Raw genomic sequence first — 25,542 nt, forward strand, 5'->3', positions numbered from 1 at the left:
CGGGCACCTCTGCATCCCGTACCTCCGCCCCGCTGGTGGCGATCACGGAGTAGCTACCGTGCGATTCCGCTGCATTGCCGACGAGTGCGTGATGGGCCCTGCTGGTTACTACCTCTGCCAGATGGGCGAGAAGGAGGCTCACCGGGGGCACGGCAAGTACTTGACCTTGCCGGGTGACCCCCCGAGGCTCTACAACACCACGGCCCTGGTTAAGCCCAGCTCGGTCCTGGTGGTGGTCGAGGGCGAGATCGACGCTCTGTCGTGGACCCTCGCCGGGGTGCCGGCCGTAGGTGCTCCCGGCACGGGGACCTGGCGGGACTACTGGACTCCCGCACTCCTGGGGTACGAGGTCGTCTATCTGATCGCCGAGGACGAGCCCGGCGAAGTTTTCATGGACGACCTCGCCACCAAAATCCCGCGCGGGAAAGTGATCCGAATGACCGGCGACCAGGACTCAAATTCAGTGCTCGTGAACTTCGGGCCTGAGGCCCTACGAAAAAGGATCGGCCTGTGAAGTACGAGCGGATGGAGAAGGTCAGGATCGTCGTGGGGCGATACGAGGGCTGTCGTGGGGTAGTGGCATCCGTCAATGCGTCGGCCACAGCCCCATACCCCTACGGTGTCTCTTTCAAGGACAGTTACGGGCTTCACACACACAAGGCATTCGCCGAGCACGAGTTGGAGCGGGACAGCGCTTCAGATCCCGTCTCGGACAACGTGAACAGTCCGAGCCACTACAAGTGGCTACCGAATGGCATTGAGGTAATCGACCTCACCGAGCACCTGAATTTCAACCGCGGGAACGCGGTCAAGTACTTGGCTCGCGCAGGGCGCAAGACGTCTACGGCCGAGCTGGACGACCTGAGGAAAGCCGCTTGGTACATCGAGCGGGAAATCAAGCGAGTGGAAAAGGATAAGCCCAAGTGAGTTACATCCTGACCGATGAACAGGTCGTATCGGCCCTCCGTTCCGTCGTCGAGGAGAACCCGGAAAAGGTCTACGAGGCTCCTATCAACATGCGGAGCAGCACGGACAAGAACCAGTGCTATTACGTGCACCGCGCCGAGGACGGCACCGAGGAATGCGGATGCCTCGTCGGCACGGTCCTGCATCGGCTCGGGGTATCCCTGGCGGATCTGGCGAAGGCCGAGACGCTCGGGGCGACCGTGGCGCTATCGAGAGCGGGAGTGGTCGGCGTCTCCTACCGTGTGGCCTCACTCCTGGCGCACGCGCAGCGCGACCAGGACCAGGGGCGGACGTGGAGTGAAGCTCTAAAGAAGGCGGTCACGGCAGACGCGGAACTGCACTCGACCCCGCTGCCCGGCTGCGGCCAGGAGCTGGCCGCAGCCTGACGACCAACTCAGGGGCCCTCGAAAGCCGAGGGCCCCTTTCTTGTACCCATACCGCCGAGGAGAGTTTCTGTGATCACCGTGGCTGACGGACAGCTTCGGGAAATGCTGCGTCAAGTCGTGGCCGAGCGCCCGGAGTACGTGTACTCCCCGCCGGAATACATGGTCAAGGACGTAGGAGATTGCTTCTACGTCCATGAGGACGAGGCAGGGGAACGCGTCGGTGCAGGGTGCGTAATCGGTGTCGTACTGCACCGGCTCGGTGTTCCGCTCGGGGAGCTGGAAAAGCATGAGGGGCAAACGATTGTCCAGATGCTCAATGAGGTCACTCGTGGGGCCTCTCGCAGCATGGCAATCAAGCTCGGCGTCTTGCAGTTCAACCAGGACGAAGGGATGCCCTGGGGGGAGGCGTACATAAAGGCGATGGGGGAGAGTATTTGAAACGAGTTGTAATCCTGAGTGATCTTCAGGTTCCCTACCATGATCCGAAGGCACTCAACAACGTAGTCGCGTATCTCAAGGACTACCAGCCCGACGAGCTGTATCAGATCGGCGATCTCAACGACTTCGAGACGCCGAGCCGGTGGAACGAGGGCACGAGGTATGAGTACCGGCAGCAGGTGAAGAGCGATTCGGAAGTTACGAAACGCCGGGTTCTGGAGCCGATCCGAGCCGTCTACGACGGGCCATTCGGAATCCTGGAAGGCAACCACGACCTTCGGCCCAGAACGTACCTCAGCGCCAAGGCCCCGGCCTTGGCTGAGTACGCCGACGATTTCCATTTCTCCAGACTCCTGGACTTCGACGGATTCGGTATCGACCTGACTCCGCCATTTCACAAGGTCGGCCCTGATACCGCGCTCATACATGGGAACGAGATCAAGGGGCTGTCTGCGATAGCGGGCTCGACGGCATACGGCCATGCGAGCAAGGCCACTACCAATCTCGTCATGGGCCACACTCACCGCCTGGGCGTCCGCCGGCACGGCCCCAGTCATCTCGGGGGAATGCGCTGGGGGATGGAAGTTGGGCACATGATGGACCCGAGAAAAGCCCAATATCTGGGCCCCGGGGCCGTGGCCAACTGGCAAGCCGGATTCGGCATTCTCTATGTCGGAGACCACGACGTATCCCCCTATCCCGTAGACATCCGCCGAGACGGTTCATTCGTCGTGGAGGGAGTTCGTTACGGAAAAATCGCAAGAGGCGCCGGAGGGCGCTTCGCTAAGAAGGAGAGTACCGCGTGACAGAGATCGACTGGGCGTATGTCGCAGATATCGCAGACAAGACGGCTCGATCTATCGCGTCCGCCTGGAGTATCGTCGAGAAAGACGACGTCAAGCAATCGATCTTGCTTCATGCCTACGAGCGCAAGAGCATGATCGAGAAGAATTACACCGACCCGTTTCTGTGGCAGTTCTGCAAGAAGGTCGGTACCCAGCACGCCTCCAAAGAGCGCGACGCGCGAGACGTCGAGGACGGCCGCTATTACTACACGCCAAGCGAGGCAAAGCACGCCCTAGCAACATTCGTCTACACAGACGAAGAGCTGGGCGGAATGCTGGGAAAGAAGGATGACCTCCTTTCCTGCCGGATAACCGACAACGTTATCTCCGCCCGCCTCGACGCCTCGGTGTCCCTTCCCAAGCTGACTCCGGCACAGCGGGACGTGCTCACACGCCGGTACATCTACGGCCTCCCGCCGAAGGACGACACGGAGCGCAAGGCCGGAAACCGAGCTGTTGATGCTCTGGCTCGTCAAATGAACCGAACGATCAGAAAGGTGGCCGCTTGAGTTTTCCGAATCCTTTCGACGGCCCCTCGCCATGGGGAGAACAGCCCACTCCTACACAGAAGGAGACGCCTATCAACACTCCAACCGCCAACCCGAACCCGTTCAAAATCGGGATCACGCTCAAGGCCGCGCCTGGCTATGACGCCGAGTGGCTGACCCCCACCGTCTACGGCGCTACCGGAGACGAGGCCGCCAAGCGGGTCAGGGAGCTGGTCCAGGCCCTTGCCGACAACGGGGTCATCGAGCTGGTGAGTTCAGCGGCCGTGAAGATGCGCGCCACCCACCAGCCCGGCGGCGATAGCGCGCCCAAGACCTTCACCAACGGCAAGGTTCAGCCGGCACAGGCTCCGGATAGCGACCCGTGCACGCACGGCCGGACGCTCCGCGAGGGAAACGGTAAGAACGGCGGCAGCGGATGGGCGGCGTTGTTCTGCAATGCCCCCAAGGGCTCGCAGTGTGACCCGCTCTGGCGACAGAAGGACGGATCTTTCTCGTAAAGAACTACTTGCTTGATTAAGGCACCACAGGGGGCCGAGGATTCCTCGGCCCCCATTTTTTGTCCCACGAGGAACGGGGGTAAGGATCTTCAAACTACTGGACCTTTTCTGCTGCCAGGGGGGAGCGAGCACGGGATACCGCGCCGCAGGATTTGAAGTCGTCGGCGTCGATATTTCTCCGCAGCCACGCTACCCATTTGAGTTTGTTCAAGCCGAGGCCATCCAGTTCCTGTTGACCTACGGCCACCGATTCCACTTCATACACGCCTCTCCACCCTGCCAGTTCTACAGCAAGACACAGCGAATCAGGAAAAATGATCACCTCGACCTACTAGCGCCGACCCGGGATGCACTAAACGCTGTAGGCGTTCCTTGGGTGATCGAGAACGTCATGGGCGCCGAACCGGAAATGAGGGATCCGGTGCTGCTGTGCGGCGCGTACTTCGGACTCAACACCTACCGGCACCGTCTGTTTGAGGTAGGCGGCTGGGACCTCAAGGCTCCGGACCACCCGGAACACGTGAGGCGCCAAACAAAAATGGGGCGACGTCGACAGCCCGAAGAAATGGGCGTCTACGTCGGAAACTTTGTCGGGGTCGAAGGCGCGAAAGAAGACCTCGGAGTTCAGTGGATGAGCCGTGAGGGAATCCGTGAATGCATCCCTCCCGCCTACATGGAGTACATAGGCAGAGCGTTCCTTGAAGGGCAGGGGATTCAATGCTGACCCTCTCCTACCGGCTCAAGGGACAACCGATATCAATCCGCGTAGTCGAGACCGAGCGCGATCTACCAGAGTTCGAGGATTTCATCTCTCGGCATCGAATCCTCGGGTTCGACACGGAGACGACCGGACTCGACTGGTGGGCGCCGGACTTCAGGTGCCGGCTGGCCCAGTTCGGTACAGGGGCCGAAACGTGGGTCGTGCCCGTCGAGCTGGGCCCAGCCTTCGCGGAGGCTGCGAGAAAGGCCCTTAGGCGGCTCGAATGGCTCGTAGCCCACAACGGGACCTTTGACCTCCATGTGGTCGAGGTCGCCCTAGGGATTCCCATGGAGGAGCTAGCGCCTCGGATGTGGGACACCCGCCTCCTGGCGCACCTCGTCGACCCGAGAGCGGTCAAGGAAAAGGGGCCCGGCCTCAAGCTCGAAGAGCTGACCAAGGCTTACATCTGCGAGAAAACAGCAGATGAGGTCAAAGGTTCGATGGCCACCATAGCCAAGAAGTACAAAACGACGAAGGAGAAGATATGGAAGCTCGTTGAGCTGTTCGACTCGGATTACCTTCTGTACGCCGGAATGGACCCGGCCCTCGCGTACCGCCTGTTTCAGATCCTCTACCGGCTAGTACCAGCCCGCTCCAAGGTCAAAGGGCTCATCGGCTGGGAACATCAACTAGCCCACGTCACGGCCAAAATGGAGCGCAACGGGTACCTCCTCGATGTCGAGTACGCCGAGATGCGTTGTGGGGAACTCACTGCCGAACAGCAGAAGTGGGAATCTGCTGCCGGGACGTTCGGTGTCGAGAACGTCAACAGCAATCAGCAGCTCATTGAAGTGTTCACCGAAATGGGTGTCCGTCTCGTCAAGAGGACAGCTAAGGGGAACCTGTCGATAGACGACGATGTTCTATCGACTATCGATCACGAGCTAGCCAACGCGGTCGTCCAGGCCAAGAAGGCAGGGAAATGGCGTAAAACCTGGTTTGAGCGGGCGTTGAATGGGAGAGGCCCGGATAACCGGGTACATGCGAGCATCAATAGCCTTCAGGCCCGGACTTCCCGGATGAGTATTTCCGGGAGTATCCCGGCACAGACATTCCCTGCGGGCGACGGCTATGTCCGGCACATGTTCCTAGCCGATGAGGGCCACGTCAGTTGCTCGATCGACTTTGGGAATATGGAGCTTCGCTATCTGGCCGCGTTCTCTCGCGATCCGACTATGCTGCGGGCATTCCTCAACAATGAGGATCTACACAAGCTAACCGCCGACGCGGCCGGGGTAGTCCGCAAGGTCGGCAAGATGGCCAATTTCTTGACCGTATTCGGGGGCGGCTGGGCGGCTCTCATGGAGCAAGCCAGTGTAGACGAGGAAACGGCACGGAGGGTTCTCAAGGCGTTCAGCGAGACGTATCCGGGTGTCGGGGTATTCGGAAAACGGCTTGCCGACGAAGCCAGAAAAACAGGATACGTCTGGACTGCTACAGGTCGTCGACTTCCGGTCGACCCCGGTAAATGGTTCCGAGCACTGAACTATTTCATCCAGGGCGGTTCGAGGGACGTAACGGCCCGCGCTTTGCTGAAGCTTGATCAAGCGGGCTTCACGCCGTACATGAGACTCCCGATCCACGATGAAATTGTCTTTTCGTTCCCGGAGAAGGAAGCGCCGGAGATGGCGCGTGAGGCCGTCAAGCTCATGGAGTTCGAGGTTCAGGGTCTCCTCATTCCCGCAGACGCGGAAATCGGTGGTCGCTCCTGGGGGAGCGTGCTGGACCTGGAAGCAAGCAAACACTAAGGGGGATTGGTGGAAGAGATCGACAAGAACACCGATGGTGCTGGCGAAGAGGGAGGTTCCTTCGAAGAGCTGATCTCCGGCATCGAGTCCGAGATCAACGCGGTACGGCTGCACAAGCAAGGCGCGTACGCCATCGCGTGTGCCCGGATCTCCGGCACTGTGCTCACTGAGGCTATGGCGTCCGGCGTGCCTCACGAGCTGGCTACGGAGATGGCGGGGGACACCTGGGCCAGCCTCATGGGGCTGGCCCTCGTGGAGCCGACCCCTGAGCCCAAGGGGTGAGGGCTCCTGCGGCTTCCCCCTGTCGAGGACTGAAGGAAAGAGTGTCTGTTGAGGAATGGGTAAGGCGGGAGCTGGATAAGCTCCCGCCTTTCTCTGAGGAACAAGACCGAGACCTTCGTCAGATCCTCGGCCTCTCGGAGATTATCGACGAGGAATGATTTTCAAAAGATCCGGGTCGAATTGGGCCCTCCTGGATCTCCCCTTTGGGAGTGGTTGGACTATGACTGCCCTTATGATCTTTCCTATGGCCGTGCGTTTCTGAGTTAGATCCATTGGATGGATTGACCTTTCGGGGTCTCCGTGCCAGCGTGACCGGTCCCATCCATTGAAGGCGTTTGTTTCTGTTAGTGATACCGAATGCTCTTCCCGGTCTTGTTCAAGCCCTTTTATCTTGTCCTCAAGGCCGGGGAGGAGTTCGTAGAAGTTCTCATCGCTAACTTTACCCTCCATCCATTTGGATGTGAGGGTTTTTTTCTTTTCTAGAAGGGTCGCCAGGAGTTCCGCACCCTCCCACTCCTCCACCTTCTTTGGGACGGTTTTATATCGAGCTTCCAGGGCTGCCACCACCAGCGCTTCAAGGTGCATATCTACTGCGACACCGTTGCGGGCGGTCTTTCCGCACCCAAGTGCAACGCAGGCGTAGACGTACCCCTCTGGTTGAGAGGCGGTGGGGCGGCGAACTCCACCAATTTTTGAGTTGCAGATAGTTCCGTCATCTAGGATGCCTCCGCAGCGAAGGAATCCGCTAAACAAGTATTTCCGGGCTCGCCCTTCAGGTGGGCCGGGATTTTTCCCTCCACCGTTGGTCAGCCTTGTTCCTCTCTTGGCCCCTCTTTGCTTGGAGAGGTTGCAGATGTATTGCCACTCGTCTGGGGTGCCAATGGTCTCCCACTTCCCGACAACGGGATTACCCTCCTTGTCGACGACGAGTTTCCCGTGGATTTCCCTCCATCCGTAATTTGTGGCATTGACGAGGTACTGTCGTACGGTTTCCCCATACCATTCGGCCCCGCTTGCGCCCTTAACCCCTTTCTCTCTCAGTCGGGCGGCAATGCTTTTCCACTCGGCGCCCTCCAATGCCCATTTCTTCATTCTTATGGCCCAAACGCTTTCATCAGGGCAAAGCTTCTCGTTGACCTTCCGGCCCTTCAGAGGGTCTTGAGGAAGGTAGCCGAAGCGGCGACGGCCGCCGGGTGAGGTGCCGTCCTGTGCTCTGCGGTTGATGTTCCGAATAATGCGTTCCTTGGTCTTGGTGACCTCTCCTTCGGAGACACCGGAGTTGACCAGGCCCACGATGTTCCCGCCGACGCTGGCAATGTCGTACTCCTTGCCACGCTCGATGAAGACTCCGTCTCCAGCGGTGATCACGGCACGGCGGAACCTGATGTAGTCCTCTGGTAGGCGCCACACGCGCTCATGCTCTGTAGCGACGATGGCGCGAACGGGGAACCCTTCAGGGACCTTCCGATGGAGGAGTGCCTTCGTCATCTCCAGGAAGGCAGGGCGGGTGATCTCAGGGTCAGCCGCAGTGATGTTGTTGTCCTCGTAGAAGCGGACGATGGCGATGTTGTGGGCCGCTGCTACCTCCACGCTGCCCTCGTGCTGGTGTCGGACGCCACGGCCCTTTTCCCGCGACAGAGCTTGCGTTGACGACCTGATGGCCTGGTCCCCGCTGATCCGGGCGTAGTCCAGGCCGGGTATACGGCCGTTCAGCCAATCTTCGAACGTCTTGCCCTGTCTGAGAGCTGCCGCAAGTTCTGGGTTGAGGTAGCTGCGGGAACTGCCTGCCATCGTCTCTCCTCTAAGTCTCTGTACCGGTGACCTGCGGTGATCCCGTCCCAGCCATGGTTGCTTACCTGGTTGAACTTGACCACTGGTTTACAGATTGACTTAGATGAATGGATGGCCGACTACGGCTTCCTGGAGGACGAGGGCCCCAGCGCGCGTGTCAGCGACGTCCTCGACGACAAGGAGCACGGCGCGATCCCGTCCCTCGTCCACATGCACCCCGAGGAGACCGTGGGGCAGGCCATCGAGGTGCTGCGCGAGTACGGCGTCTCGCAGATGCCCGTCGTGAAGCCGGGCGCCGGGCACCCCGACGTGATGGCCGCGGAGGTCGTCGGGTCCGTCGTCGAACGCGAGCTGCTCGACGCGCTGTTCAACAACCGGGCGTCCCTCGTCGACCCGCTGGAGAAGCACATGTCCGCGCCGCTGCCGCAGGTCGGCTCCGGGGAGCCGGTCGGGGACCTCATGTCGGTGCTCGGGGAGGCGGACGCGGCGATCGTCCTCGTCGAGGGGAAGCCCAAGGGGGTCGTCAGCCGGCAGGACCTGCTGGCGTTCCTCGCCAAGGGCGGCACGAAGTAAGTCGGGCGGCGGCGGGGGTGCACGGCGGGGAAACCTGCGGTGAACTCCCGGCGCCACCACGGAACTTCCCTTTACCCACCGAATCGGTGGACTTCGCGGAAGTGGTACGAGCGCGTCACGTCCGCGCAGCACTCGCTTAACACGAGTCCGGCACATTAGTGGGTGTCGGCAGGCGGGAGCGGCTCCCCGCCGAACCGGCGACCAAAACGGCGTCACGGACCTCCGGAGCGGCTCCCGGACCTCCACAGACGCCAGGACGCAGGGCACAGCTCGCGTCCCCGCGGGGACCGCCGTCGTCCCGCCCCCCTCACCGGGGGTGCGGCGGTCCCCGCCTACTCCTCTTTGCGCCTAAGCCGGCGCCGCTCTCGCGGAGGTGGTTGCTCGGCGTGGGGGTTGCTCAATTGATGGTTGCGGCTGTCTTCGGGTTTGTTTTTCACGGTCACTGAGGGGGCTGTGGGAAGTCAGTCCTCCCAGCGGTCCTCCTCGTGCTTCTTCCGGCGTCCCCGCAGCGCGTCCAGCAGGCCGGGGGTGGAGCGGAAGGCGTGGACCGCGTTGACGCCCACGATGCCGGTCCAGGTGATCAGGAGGCCCGGGAGGTCCGCGTTGACGACGCCGATCGCCGAGAGGGGGATCGCGAGGACCAGGGAGACGATGCCGAAGCCGAAGCGTTCGCCCCAGGAGTCCGTGGCGTGGGGGCTGCGGGCGTCCCGCGCCGCCGACATCTGCTGCTCGGCGAACTGGCGGCGTACCCGGCGCTCCACCGCGCCGTCTATGCGCTGGTCCACCTTCTCCAGGAACGATTCGACCAGCGCCGAGTCGTACTCCTCGCCCAGCTCCCTGCGCGCGTGCAAGGTCGCGTCCAGTTCCTTCTTCAGTTCGGTGTCCCGGCCCGTTGCCATCGTCGTCTCCTCACTCCCCTTGAACCTCCTCCAGGCTAGGGAGCGGGGGCCTCGGCCGCACGGGGGATAGCCCCCCTCTTCGGCGTAGGGGTCACCGGGAGGGCGCCCACGGACTCCAGCGTGTGGCGGTGCGCGGGGCCGATGTCGCTCAGGCGTACGTCGATGCCCCGGCCGCGCAGCTCGCCCACGGCGTCCTTCAGGGCGAGGGCGCCGGTCGCGTCCACGGCCGTCAGGCCCGAGAGCCTCAGCTCCACCGCGTGCACGCCGTGCACGTCCGTGAGGGCCCTGCGCAGGCTGTGCGCGCCGGCGAAGAGGAGGGGGCCGTCGTAGCGGAAGCTGACCGATTCCGTGCCGGGGAGTTCGTTCGCGGCGGCGGGGGTGAGGCGGGTGGTGGTCGCGGCGGCTTTCAGGGCGAGGACCGCGGAGACGGTCAGGCCGATGAGGACGGCTCGGACGAGGTCCAGGGCGAGGGTCGAGGCGGCGGTGAGGGCGAGGACCAGGGCGTCGCCCTTGGTGGCCCTCGCCATCGCTCGTACCGGGCCGGTTTCCACCATGCGGATGGCTGTCGCCAACAGGACTCCGGCGAGGGCCGCCAGTGGGATGCGGGCTACCAGTGGGGCCGCTGCCGCGACGATTCCGGCGAGGATCAGGGCGTGGGTGAGGGCTGCGAGGCGGGAGGTGGCGCCGGTTCGTACGTTCACCGCTGTGCGGGCGATGGCGCCGGTGGCGGGGACTCCGCCGAAGAGGGGGGCGGCCAGGTTGGCGATTCCCTGGCCGAAGAGTTCTTTGGAGGGGTTGTGGGTGGGTGCGGCGCCGTCGTGGTTGTTCGCGCCCCGCGGCGGAGCCGCAGATCGACACAGCCCCGCGCCCCTAAAGGAGCCTGCCGAACGCCGGTTGTTCGACATTCCGTCTGCTACCGATGCGGAGAGTAGAGATTCCAGTGCCGCCAAGGCGGCTACTGCCAAGGCCGAGGGCAGGAGCGTCGGGATGCGTGAGAGGTCGAGGAAATCGAGGGAGGGGGCCGGTAGCGACGACGGGAGGGCGCCGATGCGGGTCACGTCCAGCTTCAGGACTTCCGCCGCCGCCGTCGCGACCCCCACCGCCGCCAGCGAGAACGGCACCGTCGGTCTCCATCTCGCCCCCGCCAGCACCACCCCCGCCGACCCCGCCGCCAGCAGCAGCGCAGCCCAGTGCGGAGACGCCTCGAACTCCTCCAGTGCCCGTGCCGCCACCACCGCCACCTGCTCGCCGTGCGGCAACGGGACCCCGAGGGCGTTAGGGACCTGCTGGAGGGCGATCACCGCGGCGATCCCCACCGTGAAACCGGCGATCACCGGCGCGGGCACGTACGCCATCGCCGCGCCCGCTCTCGCGAAGGACAGGGCGATGAGGAGGAGACCCGCGAGGAGGCCGACCGTGAGGACGCCGTCGGGGCCGTAGCGGTGGACGATCGGGACGAGGACGACGGTCATGGCGCCCGTCGGCCCGGAGACCTGGCGCGCGCTGCCGCCGAAGAGCGCGGCGAGGGCGCCGGCGACGATGGCGGTCGCGAGCCCGGACGCGGCGCCCAGCCCGGAGCTGACGCCGAACCCGAGGGCGAGGGGAAGGGCGACGACGGCGACGGTGAGCCCGCACAGGAGGTTGCGGCGGGGGTCGTGGGTGAGGGTGCGGAGGTCGGCGGGGGTGGGGAGGGGGAGGTTCATGGGGGCGCTTCTTCGCGGGGTGCGGAGCGGTGGGGTGAGGTGGAGGTGGAGGTGGGGCCAGGGTGGGGGGCCTCACGGCAGCAGCGACACCAGCCCCGTGTCCAGGTCGAACCGTGCCGCCGTCACCTGCGCCCGCGCGAACGCGGGGTCCGTGCGGATCGCGTCGCGGACCCATGTCGTGTGGGCGGTCATGGTGTGTTCGGCCCAGTCGCCGGGGGCCGCGCGGGTGCGGTGGGCGGCGGGGGCGATCTCCTCGACGAGGAGTTCGAGGTGGCCGGGGACCTCGTCGCCGGTGCGGAGGTGGTCGAGGGTGGCGGCGATGGCACCGCAGCGTTCGTGGCCGAGGACGAGGACGAGGGGGATGCCGAGTTCGGTGACGCCGTACTGGATGGAGCCGAGGACGGCCTCGTCGAGAACCTGCCCCGCCGTCCTTATGCACAGGAGGTCGCCGAGGCCCTGGTCGAAGATCAGCTCGGGCGGGACGCGGGAGTCGACGCAGCCGAGGACGACGGCGTACGGATGCTGGCCGCCCGCGAGGGTGCGGCGCAGGCGGCGGTCCTCGTGGGGGTGGCTGGAGCGGCCGGCGGCGTACCGGCGGTTGCCGGCGAGGAGTTCGCCGAGGGCGGCGGAGGCGGTGGCCGGGGGGCCGGTGCGCAGGGGGCGGCGGCGCGGGAGGCGGGTCGCGGCGGCGGCCGGTGCGGTGGCCAGGGCGCCGACGGCGCCGGCCGTCAGGAAGGCCCGGCGGTTGGAGGGCATGACGCATCCTCAGGGTCGTACCAAGGGCCCTCGGTGGAGGGCCTGTTCACGGTATGCACCTGATCCGTCACCGAGTGTGCCGGTTTAACGACACTTTGTGTTTCCGTGTTCAGATCATCGCCGGTCCGATACGGGCCCTTGACGGGGTCGGGCGCCCGAGCCCCGGGTGTATAACAACATGCAGGAACGACGCAGCCTGAATAGCCAGGGGGAGCAGAAGAATGAGCGTGTCCGAGGGACCCGCGGCCCGGCTCCAGACCCTCTTCGAAGGGCACCGGCTCACGCCCACGCAGCGCAGGATCGCCCACAGCATGGTCCGGCGGGCCGCCGACGTACCGTTCCTGTCGAGCGTGGAGCTGGCGGAGCTGGCGGGCGTGAGCCAGCCCTCGGTCACGCGGTTCGCGGTCGCGCTCGGGTTCGACGGGTACCCCGCGCTGCGCCGGCACCTGCGGGAGGTCGCGCCGCCCGAGCGGGGGGCCGCGGACCGGCAGTACAACGAGTACCAGCAGGCCGTCGAGGCCGAGATCGAGAACCTCCGGCATCTCGCGGAGGTCCTCGCGGACCCCGCGCCCGTACGGCGGGCCGGGCAGCTCCTCGCGGCGTCCCGCCCCCTGCCGGTCCTCGGGCTGCGCGCGGCGGCCTCCCAGGCGTACGGCTTCTCGTACTTCGCCGCCAAGGTCCACCCCGACGTCCGGCTCCTGCACGAGGGCGGCTCCCTGCTCCAGGACCGGATCGACGCGGCAGTCCGGGCCGGGGCGAGCGCGCTCCTGTGCTTCGCGCTGCCGCGGCACCCCAAGGAGGTCCTGGACGCGCTGACGTACGCGAAGGGGGCGGGCCTCACGGTCGTCACCGTCGCCGACTCCGCGTTCGCGCCGGTCGCCAAGGCGTCCGACCTGCTGCTGCCCGCCGCCGTCGGGACGGGGCTGGCCTTCGACACGGCGTGCGCGCCGATGCTGCTCGGCCGGGTCCTGCTGGAGGCGATGTGCGACGACCTGCCGGACGCGCAGGCGAGGCTGGAGGAGTTCGACGCGGGGGCGGTGGCGCGGGGGCTGTTCGTGGAGTGAGGCCGGGTTCTCAGACTCGTCTCACGTTCGCTCGGTAGCTTCCGCCGGAACGGGTCGGCGACGAGGAGGCGGGCATGGTGCGTGGAGGACAGGGGCTGGCACGGGTGGCTGTCGTCGTGCGGGCGGCGGCCGGTCCGTGGTGGTGGTGCGGGGTGTTCGCGGCGGGCGTCGGCGTACTGCCGCCCGGTGTCACCGGGCGCCGGATCGGGGTGCTGGCCGGTGCCGCGCTGTTCATCGTCGCCGCGGCCGTCGTGGCGTACGCACGGCGGGGGCGGTACGTCGCTCTCGCGCGCGGCGCGGCCCGTGCGGGCCGGCACGACGTCCTCCAGGACCGCGCGGTCACCGTACGGAACTGGCGCCGGGGCAACCGCTGGTGGCTGTTGCTCGCGCTGACCATCGGGATCGCCGCCTCGTTCGCCGTACCGGCGGCCCCCGGCATGCTGATCGCCGGATGCGGGGCGGGGCTGCGCTGGAAGGCGGCGTGGCTGGGCCGACGCGAGCGCGGCGAGGGGGAGTTGCTGTGGGTACGGGTGGACTGGCTCGGCCGGTACGGCGGTGCCCCGGCGGGCAAGTCCGTGAAGGGGTACCGCGGTACAGGGATCGCGGCGGGCGACGCGGCCCCCGGAGGATCGCGCCGCCGCACCACGGCCGGCGTCTGAGGCGATCCGCTCCTCAGACCTCCAGGTCCTCCTCGATCCGCTTCAACTGGTGCCTCGCCATCGCCAGGTTGGACCGCTTGGCGTCCAGCACCAGGTAGAGGAAGAGGCCGTTGCCGCTGCGCCCGCTCAGGAGGCGCAGCAGGTGGTACTGGTCGGAGAGGGTGATGAGGATGTCCTCGATCTGCCCCTTCAGCCCGAGGTGCTCCATCGTCCGCATCTTCGCGCGCACGACGTCCGTGTTGCCGGCGGCGGCGACGTTGAGGTCGAAGCTCTTGCTGCCGCCGAGCGTGCCGAGGGCCATGCCGCTGGTGTAGTCGACGAGGGCGACGGCGGTGGCCCCCTCGATGGAGGCGAGGGCTTCCTTGAGGGCGGTCTCGGTGTTGGCCATGGTCGTTGGGTTCCTTTCAACTCTCGGTGGCGGCACGCGTGTTGTCGGTGGGGGCGCGCGCCGGTCTGGCGGGCAGTGGGGGGAGTGGGGGGAGCTTGGGGAGAGGCGTGCTCTCGTTCTTCTTCGCGGCACTGGCTGTGACCCCCGTCTTGCGTCTCGCGGCGGCGGCTTCCTTCGCGGCGGCGGCGTTCTCCTGGGCCGCCGCGTCGACCGACTCCCCGATCCGCGCGGCGGTCCGGCGCCCTTCGAGGTGCAGCCGCCCGACGTTCACCCGGTCCTGGGCGAGCAGCGTGAGCACGGCGGACTCGCCGGCGGCGTACGTGGCGACGTACCCGTACACCCCCCGCACGAGCAGCTCGCGCAACTCCCCCTGCCCGGTGGCGTCGGCGAGCCGGACGGCGACCCCGAGCGCGGCCGCGGTCAGCGCGGCGACCCCCTCGGGTTCCACCCCGGGCGTGTCCGCGGCGAGCACCAGCCCGTCGACACTCGCCGCGAGCGCCCCCGTGAGCTGCGGCACCGAAGCCCTCAGCCGTCTCAACTCGTCGAGTATCTCGGCCTCGTCGGCCATCACATCGCTCCTCTCGGCTCGCGGTCGCTGCCGCTCAAAGGGCCTCCAGCGCATCTCTGAGCCTTTTCAGCAGGGTGAGTTGGGGGTCGTCGGCGGGAACGTCCTTGACCGGCAAGGCTGTTGGGCCCGGCGGCTGTCTCGCCGTCACCAGTCCGGCCGCCGTCAGCCGTCGTACGTCGAGCAGGGTGGGGTAGGTCCGCCGGCCGAGGCGGTGGGCGATGGCGGTGGCGGTGCGTTCGCCGTCGATCTCGGCGAGGACGGCTCGGCGGCGCGCGGGGAGCCAGGGGGGCGGGGGGCGGGAGCCGGTGCGGTGCAGGGGGGCGTCGTCCGTGCGGGCGTCCGGCCAGGCCCGGTGCAGGAGGGCCCGGCGGCGGAGTGTCTCGCGCTCCAGGAGGGCGGCGTCGACGGTGACTTCGGGGTCGTGGCCGGTGTCGTCGTAGCGGAAGCGGGCGGGGGCGTCGGCGGGGGTGAGGGTGAAGTAGGCGGCGTCGAAGAGGGCGCCCAGGAGGGCGAGTTCCGCGGCGCCGCGCGGTAACCGGCCTTCCTCGACGAGGAGTTCGAGGTTGTCGTGGGTCTTCAGCAGGGCCTGGGGGCCCGGCGCCGACACGCTCTCGGCGTACACCACCCGCCCCCGGACCAGGTGCAGGGCGCCGCTCTCCCTGGCCAGCACCCCGCTCGCCTCCTCGGCCGCGAGCCGGGCGAGGAGCGGGGCCACCTCGCCGGTCACGTGCTCGCGGACGGGGAGCGCTGCCATGACGGCCATCACCCCAGCACCAGCTTCCCGGCCATCTCTTCGAGCCGGATCCGGGCGAGCGCGAGGTTGCCGTCGCGGCGGCCGAGCCAGACGTGCAGGAAGACGCTGCTGTCGAAGTCGGTGCGGACGAAGCGCAGGAGGTGGTAGCTGTCGCGGTTGCTGACGATCAGGTCCTCGACGGGGAGGCCGCCGGCGGTCCCGTCGTCGGCTTCTGGGGCTTCTGGGGCTTCCGGGGCGAACGCCCGTTGTTCGGCGGCCAGTCGGGCGACCTCGGCCGCCTCGGTGGCCGCCGCCTCGGGGTCGCCGCCGGGGAACTCCCCGACGGACCCCAGGGCGAGCCCGCTGGTCCAGTCGACCAGGGCGGCGCCCCGGGCTCCGGGCAGGCGCATGGCCTCCAGCAGACATTCGTCGATTCCGGGCACCGCGTCTCCCCTCCCGCCTTGATACGGCTCGGTACGGCTGAGTGAGAGAGACGCTACAGACCGTGTGTGCGACGGGTGAGGGGTTTGGCATTTTCCCCGTGAAAATGCCAACGGCAAGCTACAGTGGGCGAGTTTGCCTGGTTTTCGTGCTTATCGAACGCCCAGGCCGAGGGTGTGCGTCAAGGGCGCTCGGGCGCGCTCAGGGTGGTGAGCGCGTCGGCGTACGCCCCTCCGGACTCGGCCAGGATCTCCGCCGTCGTCTGGGCGGCCCGCACGAGCGCGAACCCGATCCGGCCGTCCACGCCGGGCGCGTACCCGTAAACGGCGGGCCGGGGGAGGGAGTTGTACGCGTAGTGGTGGGCGAAGTAGTACGCGCCCGTGTCCAGCGCGGCCGCGTAGTCGCCCTGTTCGAGCAGTGGCAGCGCACGCCCGCGCGCCAGCAGGTCACCCGAGAAGCAGGCCGGCCCGGCGACGTCCTGCACGACCTCGGGGCCGCCCTTGACGCGGCCCTTCCCGTCGTACGCCGCGATCCGCAGCGGCCACGCGCCCGGCATGTACACGGTCCGGGCCGCCACCTGGACGCCCGCGTGCGTCACCGCGATGCGCCGGCCGCCCGCGCTCTTGGCGTACTCCACGCGCGCCACGACCGTGCCCTGCTTCGCCAGCAGTGAGCGGCCGAACTCGGTGACCAGCCCGTAGCGGCCGTCGAACAGGCCCGGCACGGCCTCCTTCAGGAGGCGGGCGTACTGCGCGTACGTCGGCGCGGTCTCCTCCGAGGCGTAGTTCACCGGCAGGCCGCCGCCGAGGTCCACGGTGTCGATCTGGCGGCGGCCGATCCGCCGGTTGATCTCCTCGGCCAGCGCGTACGCCTCCGCCACGCCGCGCGCCATCAGGGTCAGCGGGACGCCCTGCGAGCCGGTGTGCGCGTGCAGGCGGGTCAGCCAGGGGCGTTCCGCGTACGCGCCGATCACCCACTCGCGGGCGCCCTCGTCCCTGAGGGCGACGCCGAACTTCGAGGTGGGGGTCGCGGTCGACGTGGACTCGATGGTGCCGCCGCCGACCTGCGGGTTCACGCGCAGGCCGAGGGGGGAGGCGCTCGGCGTCCGCTGGACGAGCGCGTCGATGCGGGCCAGCTCCTGCGGGTTGTCCGCGTTCACCGCGATGCCGAGGGCGAGCGCCTCGCGCAGTTCCGCCGGGGTCTTCGCGGGGGAGTCCAGTACGGTCGTCTCCGGGGTGAACCCCGCCGCGCGCGCGAGGGCGAGTTCGCCGGGGCTCGCGACCTCGGCGCCGATGCCTGCCGCGCGGAGCAGGCGCAGGACCGGCACCAGAGGGGTGGCCTTGACCGCGAAGGCGTGCAGGACGGGGGTGCCGGGGGCTACGACGTCCTCGAACGCGGCCGTCAGCTCCGCCGCCGACTCCTCGATCCCGGTGACGTCCAGGAGGCCCACGACCGGGGTGTCCGGGCCCAGCAGGCCCTGCTCCACCGCCGCGCGGACCGCGTCGTCCCGGCGGGCCGCTCGTCCGTCGTCCGCCGCCTGCCTGTCTGCCGCCTGCCTCACATCAGCCCCCGTCGAGGTGGTCCGCTGCCGGTACTGCCGTCTCCGTCGGCCGGAGCATGCCCCGACGCGGGCGCCGGTGTGCTCCTTCTTCCAGCCAAACACCCGTACGGCGCGCGTGTCGGTTCCCCGCGCTATTGACTAGTTCTATTCAGCTAGCCAGGATGTGAATAGAACCGGAATATCGATGACGTGCCCCCAGGAGGCAGCCCATGTCAGGACCCCGGCCCGTTCGAGCCCCCCGCGGAACCGGACTGAACACCCTGGGCTGGCAGCAGGAGGCCGCCCTGCGGATGCTCCAGAACAACCTGGACCCCGAGGTCGCCGAACACCCCGACAAGCTCGTCGTCTACGGCGGCACCGGCAAGGCCGCGCGCGACTGGCGCTCCTTCGACGCGATGGTCCGCACGCTGCGCACCCTCAAGCAGGACGAGACCATGCTCGTCCAGTCCGGGCGGCCCGTCGGCGTCATGCAGACCCACGAGTGGGCGCCGCGCGTCCTCATCGCCAACTCCAACCTCGTCGGCGACTGGGCGAACTGGGAGGAGTTCCGCCGCCTAGAGGCGCTCGGGCTGACCATGTACGGCCAGATGACCGCCGGGTCCTGGATCTACATCGGCACGCAGGGGATCCTCCAGGGCACGTACGAGACGTTCGCCGCCGTCGCCGCGAAGAAGTTTGGCGGCACCCTCGCCGGGACGATCACCCTCACCGCCGGGCTCGGTGGGATGGGTGGCGCCCAGCCGCTCGCCGTCACCATGAACGACGGTGTCGCGATCTGTATCGACGTCGACCCGCGTGCCATCGAGCGCCGGATCGAGCACCGGTACCTCGACGTGAAGGCCGACTCCCTGGAGCACGCCCTCCAGCTCGCCGTCGAGGCCCGCGACGCCCGGCGCCCGCTCTCCATCGGCCTGCTGGGCAACGCGGCCGAGCTGCTGCCGCGGATGCTCGCCGAGGGCGCCCCGATCGACATCGTCACCGACCAGACCTCCGCGCACGACCCGCTCGCCTACCTCCCGGTCGGCGTCGACTTCGACGACATGGCCTCCTGCGCCGCGAAGGACCCGGCCGGTTTCACGACCCGGGCGCGCGAGTCGATGGCCCGGCACGTCGAGGCGATGGTCGGCTTCATGGACGCCGGCGCCGAGGTCTTCGACTACGGCAACTCCATCCGGGGCGAGGCGCAACTCGCGGGCTACGAGCGGGCGTTCGCGTTCCCCGGGTTCGTCCCCGCGTACATCCGTCCCCTCTTCTCCGAAGGCAAGGGCCCGTTCCGCTGGGCCGCGCTCTCCGGCGAGGCGTCCGACATCGCGAAGACCGACAAGGCGATCCTGGACCTCTTCCCGGAGAACGAGTCGCTGGCCCGCTGGATCAAGATGGCCGGTGAACGCGTCCACTTCCAGGGACTCCCCGCCCGCATCTGCTGGCTGGGCTACGGCGAACGCGACAAGGCCGGCGAGCGCTTCAACGACATGGTCGCCAGCGGCGAACTGGCCGCACCCCTCGCCATCGGCCGCGACCACCTCGACTCCGGCTCGGTGGCCTCCCCGTACCGCGAGACCGAGGCCATGCTCGACGGCTCCGACGCCATCGCCGACTGGCCGATCCTCAACGCGATGGTCAACGTCGCCTCCGGCGCCTCCTGGGTCTCCCTCCACCACGGCGGCGGCGTCGGCATGGGCCGCTCCATCCACGCGGGCCAGGTCACGGTCGCCGACGGCACACCGCTCGCCGGCGAGAAGATCCGCCGCGTCCTGACGAACGACCCCGGCATGGGCGTGATCCGACACGTGGACGCGGGCTACGACATCGCGGAGTCGGTGGCGGACGAGCGCGGGGTACGCATCCCGATGCGCGAAGGCGGGGACGCGTGAGGGCTGTGCTGCCGAGGTCCGCGACTCCCCCTTCCTTCCAGGAGATGTGGCGTCAGCTCCAGCCCATCGGCCGCCACCCCGGCTCCCACGGCTACCGGCGGTTCGCCTGGACCTCCGCCGACGCCGACTGCCGGGTCTGGTTCAGGGAGCAGGCGGAACTGCGGGGGCTGGCGTACGAGGTCGACCGGAACGGGAACCAGTGGGCCTGGCTCGGGGATCCCGCGGCCGGGGACGCCGTCGTGACCGGGTCGCATCTCGACTCCGTTCCCGACGGGGGTGCCTTCGACGGGCCCCTCGGGGTCGTGTCCTCCTTCGCCGCGCTCGATGAACTGCGCGCGCGGGGCGTCGAGTTCGGCAGGCCGCTCGGCATCGTGAACTTCGGCGACGAGGAGGGCGCCCGGTTCGGGCTCGCCTGTGTCGGGTCGCGGCTCACCTCGGGGCAGCTGACCCTCGCGCAGGCCCACCGGCTCACCGACGGCGACGGGATCAGCCTCCCGAAGGCGATGGAGGCCGCCGGGTACGACCCCGACGGCATCGGCGGTGACGACGAGCGGCTCGACCGGATCGGCGCCTTCGTCGAACTGCACGTCGAGCAGGGGCGGGCACTGGACCTCTCCGGCGACCAGGTCGGCATCGCCAGCGCGATCTGGCCGCACGGGCGCTGGCGGTTCGACTTCCGGGGCGAGGCCAACCACGCGGGGACGACCCGCCTCGTGGACCGGCGCGACCCGATGCTGTCGTACGCGGAAACCGTGCTCGCCGCCCGCCGCGAGGCACGTCTCGCCGGAGCCGTCGCCACGTTCGGGAAGATCTCCGTGGAGCCGAACGGGGTCAACGCGATCCCCTCGCTGGTGCGGGGCTGGCTGGACTCGCGGGCGGCGGAGCAGGAGACGCTGGACACGGTGATCGCCGGCATCGAGAAGGCCGCGCACACGTACGCGCAGGAACACGGCGTCGAACTGGACGTCGTCCGCGAGTCGTTCACCCCGGTCGTGGAGTTCGACCACGCGCTCAGGGACGAGCTGGCCCGCATCCTCGGCAAGGACACCGGCCTCACGGTCCCCGTCCTCGGCACCGGCGCGGGACACGACGCCGGGATCCTGTCGGGACGTATCCCGACCGCCATGCTGTTCGTGCGCAACCCCACGGGCATCTCGCACTCCCCGGCGGAGTCCGCGACGGAGGACGACTGCGTGGCCGGGGTGCGGGCGCTCGCCGACGTACTGGAAGGACTGGCCCGCGCATGACGACGTACTGGCTGGAGCACGCCTGGCTGGAGCCGGTGGTGGAACCGGGCGTGGCCCTGGAGGTCACCGACGGCAGGATCACCGCCGTCCGCAAGGGCGTCGAGGCCCCGCCCCCGGGCGCGGAGGTCCTGCGGGGCCTGACCCTGCCCGGCCTGGCGAACGCGCACAGCCACGCCTTCCACCGGGCCCTGCGCGGCACGGTCCAGGTCGGGTCCGGGACGTTCTGGACCTGGCGCGAGGTGATGTACGGCGTCGCGGACCGGCTCACCCCGGAGAAGTACCACGCGCTCGCGCGGGCCGTGTACGCGGAGATGGCGCTCGCCGGGATCACCACGGTCGGCGAGTTCCACTACGTCCACCACACCCCGGACGGCACCCCCTACGCCGACCGCAACGCGATGGGCGAGGCCCTGATCCAGGCGGCGGCGGACGCCGGGATCAGGATCACGCTCCTGGACGCCTGCTACCTGTCGGCGGGCTTCGGAGAGCCCCCGAACCGGCACCAGCGCCGCTTCTCCGACGGCGACGCGGAGAGCTGGGCGACACGCTGTTCAGAACTCAAGGAACGAGATCACGCCCGGATCGGCGCGGCCATCCACTCCGTACGGGCCGTCCCCGCGGACCAGCTCGCGACCGTCGCCGCCTGGGCCCGGGACCGCCGCGCCCCCCTCCACATCCACCTCTCCGAGCAGACCGCCGAGAACGACGCCTGCCGGGCCGCCCACGACCGCACGCCCACCCAGCTCCTCGCCGACCACGGCGTCCTCGGCGCCCGCACCACCGGCGTCCACAACACCCACCTCACGGACGGGGACATCGCCCTGATCGGCGGTTCCGGCACCGGCACCTGCATGTGCCCGACGACGGAACGCGACCTGGCCGACGGCATCGGCCCCGCCGTCGCCCTCCAGCGGGCGGGCTCCCCGCTCTCCCTCGGCTCCGACAGCCACGCCGTCATCGACCTGTTCGAGGAGGCCCGCGCGATGGAGCTGAACGAGCGCCTGCGCACCCGCACCCGGGGCCACTGGACGGCGGCGGCCCTCCTGTGGGCGGCCTCGGCCGACGGCCACGCCGCGCTCGGCTGGGACGACGCCGGCACCCTCGCCCCCGGCTCCCTCGCGGACTTCACGACGATCGCCCTCGACTCCGTCAGAACCGCGGGCCCGCTGCCGCGGCTGGGCGCGGAGACGGCTGTATTCGCCGCGTCGGCGGCAGATGTCCGCCATACGGTCGTGGGCGGCCGGCACGTCGTACGGGACGGGGTCCACCAGGCCGTACCGGACGCCCCGCGAGCCCTCGCGGCGGCCGTCGCCGATCTGCGCTCCTGACCTTCGCAACCCACGAGGACGCCATGAACGCCCCCACCACGCCGAGCAGCCCCATCGGGCCGAACCAGGCGAACAGCACGACCGGTACGACGACCGTCATCACGAACATCGGCACTCTCGTCACCAACGACCCCTCCCTGGGCGACAACTCCCCACTCGGACTGATCCAGGACGCGGCCGTCGTCATCGACGGCGACCGCATCGTGTGGACCGGTGAATCCAGCAAAGCACCCGCCACTGACAATCGGGTCGACGCAGGTGGCCGGGCCGTCCTCCCCGGCTTCGTCGACTCCCACTCCCACCTCGTCTTCGCGGGCGACCGCACTGCCGAGTTCAACGCGCGCATGTCAGGCCGCCCCTACACCGCCGGCGGCATCCGCACGACGGTCGCCGCGACCCGCGCCGCCACCGACGAGGCACTGGAGGCCAACCTCACCCGCCACCTCGCCGAAGCCCTCCGCCAGGGCACGACGACCATGGAGACCAAGTCCGGCTACGGCCTGACGGTCGCCGACGAGTCCCGCGCCCTGCGCATCGCCGCCAGCCACACCGACGAGGTCACCTACCTCGGCGCCCACATCGTCTCCCCGGACCACGCCGACGACCCCGCCGCGTACGTCGCCCTCGTCACCGGCGAGATGCTCGACGCCTGCGCCCCGTACGCCCGTTGGGTCGACGTCTTCTGCGAGAAGGGCGCGTTCGACGGCGACCAGGCACGCGCGATCCTGAAGGCGGGCAAGGAGAAGGGCCTCCACCCCCGCGTCCACGCGAACCAGCTCACGTACGGACCGGGCGTCCAACTCGCCGTGGAACTCGACGCGGCCAGCGCCGACCACTGCACGCACCTCACGGACGCGGACGTCGACGCCCTGGCGAACGGTGACACGGTCGCGACGTTGTTGCCGGGCGCGGAGTTCTCGACGCGAGCCCAATGGCCGGACGCGCGACGCCTGTTGGACGCGGGCGTCACCGTCGCCCTCTCGACCGACTGCAACCCCGGCTCCTCGTACACGTCATCGGTCCCGTTCTGCATCGCCCTGGCGGTACGGGACATGGGGATGACCCCGGACGAGGCGGTGTGGTCGGCGACGGCGGGGGGAGCGGCGGCACTGAGAAGGACGGACATCGGCAGGGTGACGCCGGGCGCTCAGGCGGACCTGATCCTCCTGAACGCCCCGAGCCACGTGCACTTGGCGTACCGCCCTGGGGTACCGCTGGTGACAGAAGTCTGGAAACGCGGGCGACTTCAGGTCCTTTAGGGGCGCGGGGCTGTATCGATTTGCGGCTACCGCCGCGTGGGCGCGAACAACCACGACGGCGCCGCACCCGGCAATTCACCTGGTGCGGCACCCCCTACTCCTCGACGGTCAACCCCTTCCGCAACCGCACCAACGTCCTCGCCAGCAACCGCGACACATGCATCTGCGAGATCCCCAACTCCTCCCCGATCTCCGACTGCGTGAGCCCGGCGACGAAGCGTAGTGACAGGATCCGCCGTTCCCGGGCCGGGAGTTCGGCGATGAGGGGCTTCAACGACTCGACGTACTCGATCCCTTCGAGCCCGTGATCCTCGTACCCGATCCGATCGGCGAGCGCGCCCTCGGTCTCGTCCTCATCGGGCTGAGCATCGAGGGAGGAGGCGGTGTACGCATTGGACGCGGCCATCCCCTCGACGACTTCGTCGGAGGAGATGCCAAGACGCGCGGCCAACTCCGCAACCGTCGGCGCGCGGTCAAGGCGCTGGGACAACTCGTCGCCCGCCTTGGCGAGTTCGAGCCGCAGCTCCTGAAGCCGGCGAGGCACACGCACGGACCAGGAGGTGTCCCGGAAGAACCGCTTGATCTCACCGACGATGGTCGGCATCGCGAAGGTGGGGAACTCGACGCCCCGGCTCAGCTCGAACCGGTCGATGGCCTTGATGAGCCCGATCGTGCCGACCTGGACGATGTCCTCCATCGGCTCGCTGCGCGAACGGAACCGCGCGGCGGCGAACTTGACGAGCGCGAGGTTGAGTTCGACGAGGGTGTTGCGGACGTACGCGTGCTCGTGGGTGCCCTCTTCGAGGGATTCGAGCCGGGTGAAGAGCGTCTTGGACAGCGCGCGGGCGTCGACCGCGCCGATCTCTTCGTAGGGCGGGATCTCGGGAAGATCCGCGAGGGGATCAAGATCGTGGGGATCAAGCTGTTCCGGTGGGGGTGTCGACGCCGCCGTCGGGGGCCGGGATGCGTCGAGCCGGGGTGACATGTCGTCCTCCATCGTTCTCGGCAGAGTGTGGCGAATGGCTGCCGAAGCCAGTGCGTGTGGACTGCGGTGTGCGGCGCCTCCGAGGCCGTCCGGTCGAGTCCCCAGGAAAGGGGCTTCTACTAGCCCTACCTGCTTCCCCGACCCGACCGCAAGTCCGATTCGCCCCATTTGTCAAGCTCCGTGCGGTTGTTCGGCTGTTCGGAGCCGGTGCGCAGGGCGTAGTGTTCGAGGGCATCGGTACACGGCGACGACCTCGGGAGAGAAGACGGCATGGACCACGGGACGGTCGGCAGCGCACAGTCGGGCCGGCTGCTGGTGGAGGTGCGGGAAGAGGGCTCCAGCGCGGTCGTGACCCCCGCGGGTGAGCTCGATCACCACACCGCGGAGCTGCTGCGCGAGCCGCTGGACGCGTGTCTGGCGAAGGGTTTCAGCCGTCTCGTCATCGACTGCTCGCGGCTGGAGTTCTGCGACTCCACCGGGCTGAACGTGCTGCTCGGCGCCCGTCTCAAGGCGGAGGCCGCCGGGGGTGGCGTCCATCTCGCCGGAATGCTGCCGGTCGTCGCCCGGGTCTTCGAGATCACCGGCGCGGAGGCCGTCTTCACCGTTCACGCCACGGTCGCCGACGCGCTGCCGGGCCCCGACGCCGACGGCTGAGACTGCCCGCCCGCCGGGGTGTGTTCCGTACGCCGCGCCGGGCAGGAGACTTCGTGAACATGTCGGCGGCACGTGTGTACGAGCCCGCGCGGGAGCGGGCGCCGTCGGCCCTGAGAACGACCTGGTGCCTCTGGAACCGGTCAAACTGGTGAGGTGAAGCGCTGATGACCACCCGGCCCCCTGTGCCTGTGCCGTCCGGCGGTGAGCCGTCCGGCGAGGGTGTCCGGCGGTTGCGACTCGACGGCGCGAGCGGGGTCGTCCCGCTCGCCCGCGACTTCGCCCGGCAGGCGCTGTACGCGTGGGGCTGGCTCCCGGCGTCCGGCGCGGACCGCCGCGCGGCGGCGGAGGACGTGCTGCTCGTCGTGTCGGAGCTGGTCACGAACGCGTGCCTGCACGCGGGGGGGCCGGAGGAGATCCGGATCTCCTGCGACAACAAGGTGATCCGGGTGGAGGTCGTGGACCGGGGGACGGGGCAGCCGGCGCCGCGCACCCCGCATCGGGCCGGGCGGCCGGGCGGGCACGGGATGTTCATCGTGCAGCGGCTGTGCCTGGACTGGGGGGTTGTGCGGGCGCAGGGGGTGGGCGGCAAGACGGTGTGGGCCGAACTGGGGGCACCCGCCTAGCCATT

Annotated in this window: 28 protein-coding genes and 1 pseudogene; 19 read left to right on the forward strand and 10 right to left on the reverse strand. The window is 68.3% G+C overall.

What is annotated here, in order from left to right; genetic code table 11:
* Positions 1-58: 58 nt before the first annotated feature.
* From ACLZOT_RS31775 to ACLZOT_RS31820, 10 genes are all read left to right on the forward strand, one after another.
* The gene (locus ACLZOT_RS31775) at positions 59-514 is read left to right on the forward strand and encodes a topoisomerase (RefSeq protein ID WP_416972560.1); all 456 of its coding nucleotides are present in this window, start codon (positions 59-61) and stop codon (positions 512-514) included.
* A complete protein-coding gene (locus ACLZOT_RS31780; RefSeq protein ID WP_416972561.1) occupies positions 511-927 on the forward strand; it encodes a DUF3310 domain-containing protein in 417 nt (138 codons plus the stop codon). The genes ACLZOT_RS31775 and ACLZOT_RS31780 overlap by 4 nt, the downstream gene beginning before the upstream one ends.
* On the forward strand, positions 924-1,352 hold the full coding sequence (locus ACLZOT_RS31785; RefSeq protein WP_416972562.1) for a hypothetical protein: 429 nt from the start codon (positions 924-926) through the stop codon (positions 1,350-1,352). Before ACLZOT_RS31780 ends, ACLZOT_RS31785 begins: the two co-directional genes overlap by 4 nt.
* A 69-nt stretch (positions 1,353-1,421) precedes the next feature.
* The gene (locus ACLZOT_RS31790; protein WP_416972563.1) at positions 1,422-1,790 is read left to right on the forward strand and encodes a hypothetical protein; all 369 of its coding nucleotides are present in this window, start codon (positions 1,422-1,424) and stop codon (positions 1,788-1,790) included.
* Positions 1,787-2,596, forward strand: a complete 810-nt coding sequence (locus ACLZOT_RS31795; RefSeq protein WP_416972564.1) for a metallophosphoesterase — start codon at positions 1,787-1,789, stop codon at positions 2,594-2,596. Before ACLZOT_RS31790 ends, ACLZOT_RS31795 begins: the two co-directional genes overlap by 4 nt.
* The gene (locus tag ACLZOT_RS31800; RefSeq protein WP_416972565.1) at positions 2,593-3,144 is read left to right on the forward strand and encodes a hypothetical protein; all 552 of its coding nucleotides are present in this window, start codon (positions 2,593-2,595) and stop codon (positions 3,142-3,144) included. Before ACLZOT_RS31795 ends, ACLZOT_RS31800 begins: the two co-directional genes overlap by 4 nt.
* The gene (locus ACLZOT_RS31805) at positions 3,141-3,641 is read left to right on the forward strand and encodes a hypothetical protein (RefSeq protein ID WP_416972566.1); all 501 of its coding nucleotides are present in this window, start codon (positions 3,141-3,143) and stop codon (positions 3,639-3,641) included. Before ACLZOT_RS31800 ends, ACLZOT_RS31805 begins: the two co-directional genes overlap by 4 nt.
* A 232-nt stretch (positions 3,642-3,873) precedes the next feature.
* Positions 3,874-4,365 (forward strand): SAM-dependent methyltransferase, encoded by a 492-nt coding sequence (locus tag ACLZOT_RS31810; protein ID WP_416972567.1) that lies wholly within the window; start codon positions 3,874-3,876, stop codon positions 4,363-4,365.
* On the forward strand, positions 4,359-6,149 hold the full coding sequence (locus ACLZOT_RS31815; RefSeq protein WP_416972568.1) for a DNA polymerase: 1,791 nt from the start codon (positions 4,359-4,361) through the stop codon (positions 6,147-6,149). Before ACLZOT_RS31810 ends, ACLZOT_RS31815 begins: the two co-directional genes overlap by 7 nt.
* A 9-nt stretch (positions 6,150-6,158) precedes the next feature.
* Complete coding sequence (locus ACLZOT_RS31820; protein WP_416972569.1) at positions 6,159-6,431, forward strand: hypothetical protein; 273 nt, start codon at positions 6,159-6,161, stop codon at positions 6,429-6,431.
* 141 nt (positions 6,432-6,572) lie between these two features.
* On the opposite strand, the gene ACLZOT_RS31825 is transcribed toward ACLZOT_RS31820, so the two are convergent.
* Entirely contained in the window at positions 6,573-8,222 is a 1,650-nt protein-coding gene (locus ACLZOT_RS31825) for a recombinase family protein (RefSeq protein ID WP_416972570.1), read from the reverse strand.
* 102 nt (positions 8,223-8,324) lie between these two features.
* Between ACLZOT_RS31825 and ACLZOT_RS31830 the strand changes: the two are divergent.
* A pseudogene (locus ACLZOT_RS31830) lies at positions 8,325-8,795 on the forward strand (CBS domain-containing protein); the annotation flags it as partial.
* Between the two features lie 461 nt (positions 8,796-9,256).
* Here the strand turns inward: ACLZOT_RS31830 and ACLZOT_RS31835 are convergent.
* The 3 genes from ACLZOT_RS31835 to ACLZOT_RS31845 form a co-directional block, all read right to left on the reverse strand.
* Positions 9,257-9,694: a hypothetical protein gene (locus tag ACLZOT_RS31835; RefSeq protein WP_416972571.1), complete on the reverse strand. Its 438-nt coding sequence runs from the start codon at positions 9,692-9,694 to the stop codon at positions 9,257-9,259.
* A gap of 35 nt (positions 9,695-9,729) precedes the next feature.
* Positions 9,730-11,397 carry a SulP family inorganic anion transporter gene (locus ACLZOT_RS31840; RefSeq protein ID WP_416972572.1) on the reverse strand — a complete coding sequence of 556 codons (1,668 nt, stop codon included), beginning with the start codon at positions 11,395-11,397 and terminating at the stop codon, positions 9,730-9,732.
* 72 nt (positions 11,398-11,469) lie between these two features.
* Entirely contained in the window at positions 11,470-12,153 is a 684-nt protein-coding gene (locus tag ACLZOT_RS31845) for a carbonic anhydrase (protein ID WP_416972573.1), read from the reverse strand.
* Positions 12,154-12,374: 221 nt separating this feature from the next.
* On the opposite strand from ACLZOT_RS31845, the gene ACLZOT_RS31850 reads away from it, so the two are divergent.
* Positions 12,375-13,217, forward strand: a complete 843-nt coding sequence (locus ACLZOT_RS31850) for a MurR/RpiR family transcriptional regulator (protein ID WP_416972574.1) — start codon at positions 12,375-12,377, stop codon at positions 13,215-13,217.
* A 74-nt stretch (positions 13,218-13,291) separates the two neighbouring features.
* Positions 13,292-13,876 (forward strand): hypothetical protein, encoded by a 585-nt coding sequence (locus ACLZOT_RS31855; protein ID WP_416972575.1) that lies wholly within the window; start codon positions 13,292-13,294, stop codon positions 13,874-13,876.
* 13 nt (positions 13,877-13,889) lie between these two features.
* Here ACLZOT_RS31855 and ACLZOT_RS31860 read toward each other — a convergent pair whose 3' ends face one another.
* The 5 genes from ACLZOT_RS31860 to ACLZOT_RS31880 all read right to left on the reverse strand — a co-directional run bounded on the left by ACLZOT_RS31860 (position 13,890) and on the right by ACLZOT_RS31880 (position 17,567).
* A complete protein-coding gene (locus ACLZOT_RS31860) occupies positions 13,890-14,264 on the reverse strand; it encodes a hypothetical protein (RefSeq protein WP_416972576.1) in 375 nt (124 codons plus the stop codon).
* Between the two features lie 16 nt (positions 14,265-14,280).
* The gene (locus tag ACLZOT_RS31865; protein ID WP_416972577.1) at positions 14,281-14,832 is read right to left on the reverse strand and encodes a roadblock/LC7 domain-containing protein; all 552 of its coding nucleotides are present in this window, start codon (positions 14,830-14,832) and stop codon (positions 14,281-14,283) included.
* Positions 14,833-14,866: 34 nt separating this feature from the next.
* Entirely contained in the window at positions 14,867-15,586 is a 720-nt protein-coding gene (locus ACLZOT_RS31870; protein ID WP_416972578.1) for a transcriptional regulator, read from the reverse strand.
* Positions 15,587-15,594: 8 nt separating this feature from the next.
* Entirely contained in the window at positions 15,595-16,008 is a 414-nt protein-coding gene (locus ACLZOT_RS31875) for a hypothetical protein (protein ID WP_416972579.1), read from the reverse strand.
* A 179-nt stretch (positions 16,009-16,187) separates the two neighbouring features.
* Positions 16,188-17,567, reverse strand: coding sequence for a diaminopimelate decarboxylase (locus tag ACLZOT_RS31880; protein ID WP_416972580.1), 1,380 nt, complete (start codon positions 17,565-17,567; stop codon positions 16,188-16,190).
* A gap of 209 nt (positions 17,568-17,776) precedes the next feature.
* On the opposite strand from ACLZOT_RS31880, the gene hutU reads away from it, so the two are divergent.
* The 4 genes from hutU to hutI are packed head-to-tail and all read left to right on the forward strand — an operon-like array spanning position 17,777 to position 23,275.
* The gene (hutU, locus tag ACLZOT_RS31885) at positions 17,777-19,441 is read left to right on the forward strand and encodes a urocanate hydratase (protein ID WP_416972581.1); all 1,665 of its coding nucleotides are present in this window, start codon (positions 17,777-17,779) and stop codon (positions 19,439-19,441) included.
* 44 nt (positions 19,442-19,485) lie between these two features.
* Positions 19,486-20,688: an allantoate amidohydrolase gene (locus ACLZOT_RS31890; RefSeq protein ID WP_416972640.1), complete on the forward strand. Its 1,203-nt coding sequence runs from the start codon at positions 19,486-19,488 to the stop codon at positions 20,686-20,688.
* The gene (locus ACLZOT_RS31895) at positions 20,685-22,016 is read left to right on the forward strand and encodes a formimidoylglutamate deiminase (protein WP_416972582.1); all 1,332 of its coding nucleotides are present in this window, start codon (positions 20,685-20,687) and stop codon (positions 22,014-22,016) included. Before ACLZOT_RS31890 ends, ACLZOT_RS31895 begins: the two co-directional genes overlap by 4 nt.
* 23 nt (positions 22,017-22,039) lie before the next feature.
* Positions 22,040-23,275, forward strand: coding sequence for an imidazolonepropionase (gene hutI / locus ACLZOT_RS31900; protein WP_416972583.1), 1,236 nt, complete (start codon positions 22,040-22,042; stop codon positions 23,273-23,275).
* A gap of 94 nt (positions 23,276-23,369) precedes the next feature.
* Here the strand turns inward: hutI and ACLZOT_RS31905 are convergent, their stop codons facing one another.
* On the reverse strand, positions 23,370-24,260 hold the full coding sequence (locus ACLZOT_RS31905) for an RNA polymerase sigma factor SigF (RefSeq protein WP_416972584.1): 891 nt from the start codon (positions 24,258-24,260) through the stop codon (positions 23,370-23,372).
* Positions 24,261-24,530: 270 nt separating this feature from the next.
* Here ACLZOT_RS31905 and ACLZOT_RS31910 point away from each other — a divergent pair, with 270 nt between their 5' ends.
* Together ACLZOT_RS31910 and ACLZOT_RS31915 are read left to right on the forward strand one after the other, a co-directional pair.
* Positions 24,531-24,914, forward strand: coding sequence for an STAS domain-containing protein (locus ACLZOT_RS31910; RefSeq protein WP_416972585.1), 384 nt, complete (start codon positions 24,531-24,533; stop codon positions 24,912-24,914).
* A gap of 164 nt (positions 24,915-25,078) precedes the next feature.
* Positions 25,079-25,537, forward strand: coding sequence for an ATP-binding protein (locus ACLZOT_RS31915; protein ID WP_416972586.1), 459 nt, complete (start codon positions 25,079-25,081; stop codon positions 25,535-25,537).
* Positions 25,538-25,542: the final 5 nt, after the last annotated feature.

The organism is Streptomyces sp. 4F14, from assembly GCF_048159485.1.
Classification (GTDB): domain Bacteria; phylum Actinomycetota; class Actinomycetes; order Streptomycetales; family Streptomycetaceae; genus Streptomyces.

Excerpts from the sequence above, each read along its gene's own strand:
- ACLZOT_RS31815 (WP_416972568.1), top strand. The coding sequence starts at position 4,359 with ATGCTGACCCTCTCCTACCGGCTCAAGGGACAACCGATATCAATCCGC.
- ACLZOT_RS31825 (WP_416972570.1), bottom strand. The coding sequence starts at position 8,222 with ATGGCAGGCAGTTCCCGCAGCTACCTCAACCCAGAACTTGCGGCAGCT.
- ACLZOT_RS31835 (WP_416972571.1), bottom strand. The coding sequence starts at position 9,694 with ATGGCAACGGGCCGGGACACCGAACTGAAGAAGGAACTGGACGCGACC.
- ACLZOT_RS31840 (WP_416972572.1), bottom strand. The coding sequence starts at position 11,397 with ATGAACCTCCCCCTCCCCACCCCCGCCGACCTCCGCACCCTCACCCAC.
- ACLZOT_RS31845 (WP_416972573.1), bottom strand. The coding sequence starts at position 12,153 with ATGCCCTCCAACCGCCGGGCCTTCCTGACGGCCGGCGCCGTCGGCGCC.
- ACLZOT_RS31850 (WP_416972574.1), top strand. The coding sequence starts at position 12,375 with ATGAGCGTGTCCGAGGGACCCGCGGCCCGGCTCCAGACCCTCTTCGAA.
- ACLZOT_RS31855 (WP_416972575.1), top strand. The coding sequence starts at position 13,292 with ATGGTGCGTGGAGGACAGGGGCTGGCACGGGTGGCTGTCGTCGTGCGG.
- ACLZOT_RS31860 (WP_416972576.1), bottom strand. The coding sequence starts at position 14,264 with ATGGCCAACACCGAGACCGCCCTCAAGGAAGCCCTCGCCTCCATCGAG.
- ACLZOT_RS31865 (WP_416972577.1), bottom strand. The coding sequence starts at position 14,832 with ATGGCCGACGAGGCCGAGATACTCGACGAGTTGAGACGGCTGAGGGCT.
- ACLZOT_RS31870 (WP_416972578.1), bottom strand. The coding sequence starts at position 15,586 with ATGGCAGCGCTCCCCGTCCGCGAGCACGTGACCGGCGAGGTGGCCCCG.
- hutU (WP_416972581.1), top strand. The coding sequence starts at position 17,777 with ATGTCAGGACCCCGGCCCGTTCGAGCCCCCCGCGGAACCGGACTGAAC.
- ACLZOT_RS31890 (WP_416972640.1), top strand. The coding sequence starts at position 19,486 with ATGTGGCGTCAGCTCCAGCCCATCGGCCGCCACCCCGGCTCCCACGGC.
- ACLZOT_RS31895 (WP_416972582.1), top strand. The coding sequence starts at position 20,685 with ATGACGACGTACTGGCTGGAGCACGCCTGGCTGGAGCCGGTGGTGGAA.
- hutI (WP_416972583.1), top strand. The coding sequence starts at position 22,040 with ATGAACGCCCCCACCACGCCGAGCAGCCCCATCGGGCCGAACCAGGCG.
- ACLZOT_RS31905 (WP_416972584.1), bottom strand. The coding sequence starts at position 24,260 with ATGTCACCCCGGCTCGACGCATCCCGGCCCCCGACGGCGGCGTCGACA.
- ACLZOT_RS31910 (WP_416972585.1), top strand. The coding sequence starts at position 24,531 with ATGGACCACGGGACGGTCGGCAGCGCACAGTCGGGCCGGCTGCTGGTG.
- ACLZOT_RS31915 (WP_416972586.1), top strand. The coding sequence starts at position 25,079 with ATGACCACCCGGCCCCCTGTGCCTGTGCCGTCCGGCGGTGAGCCGTCC.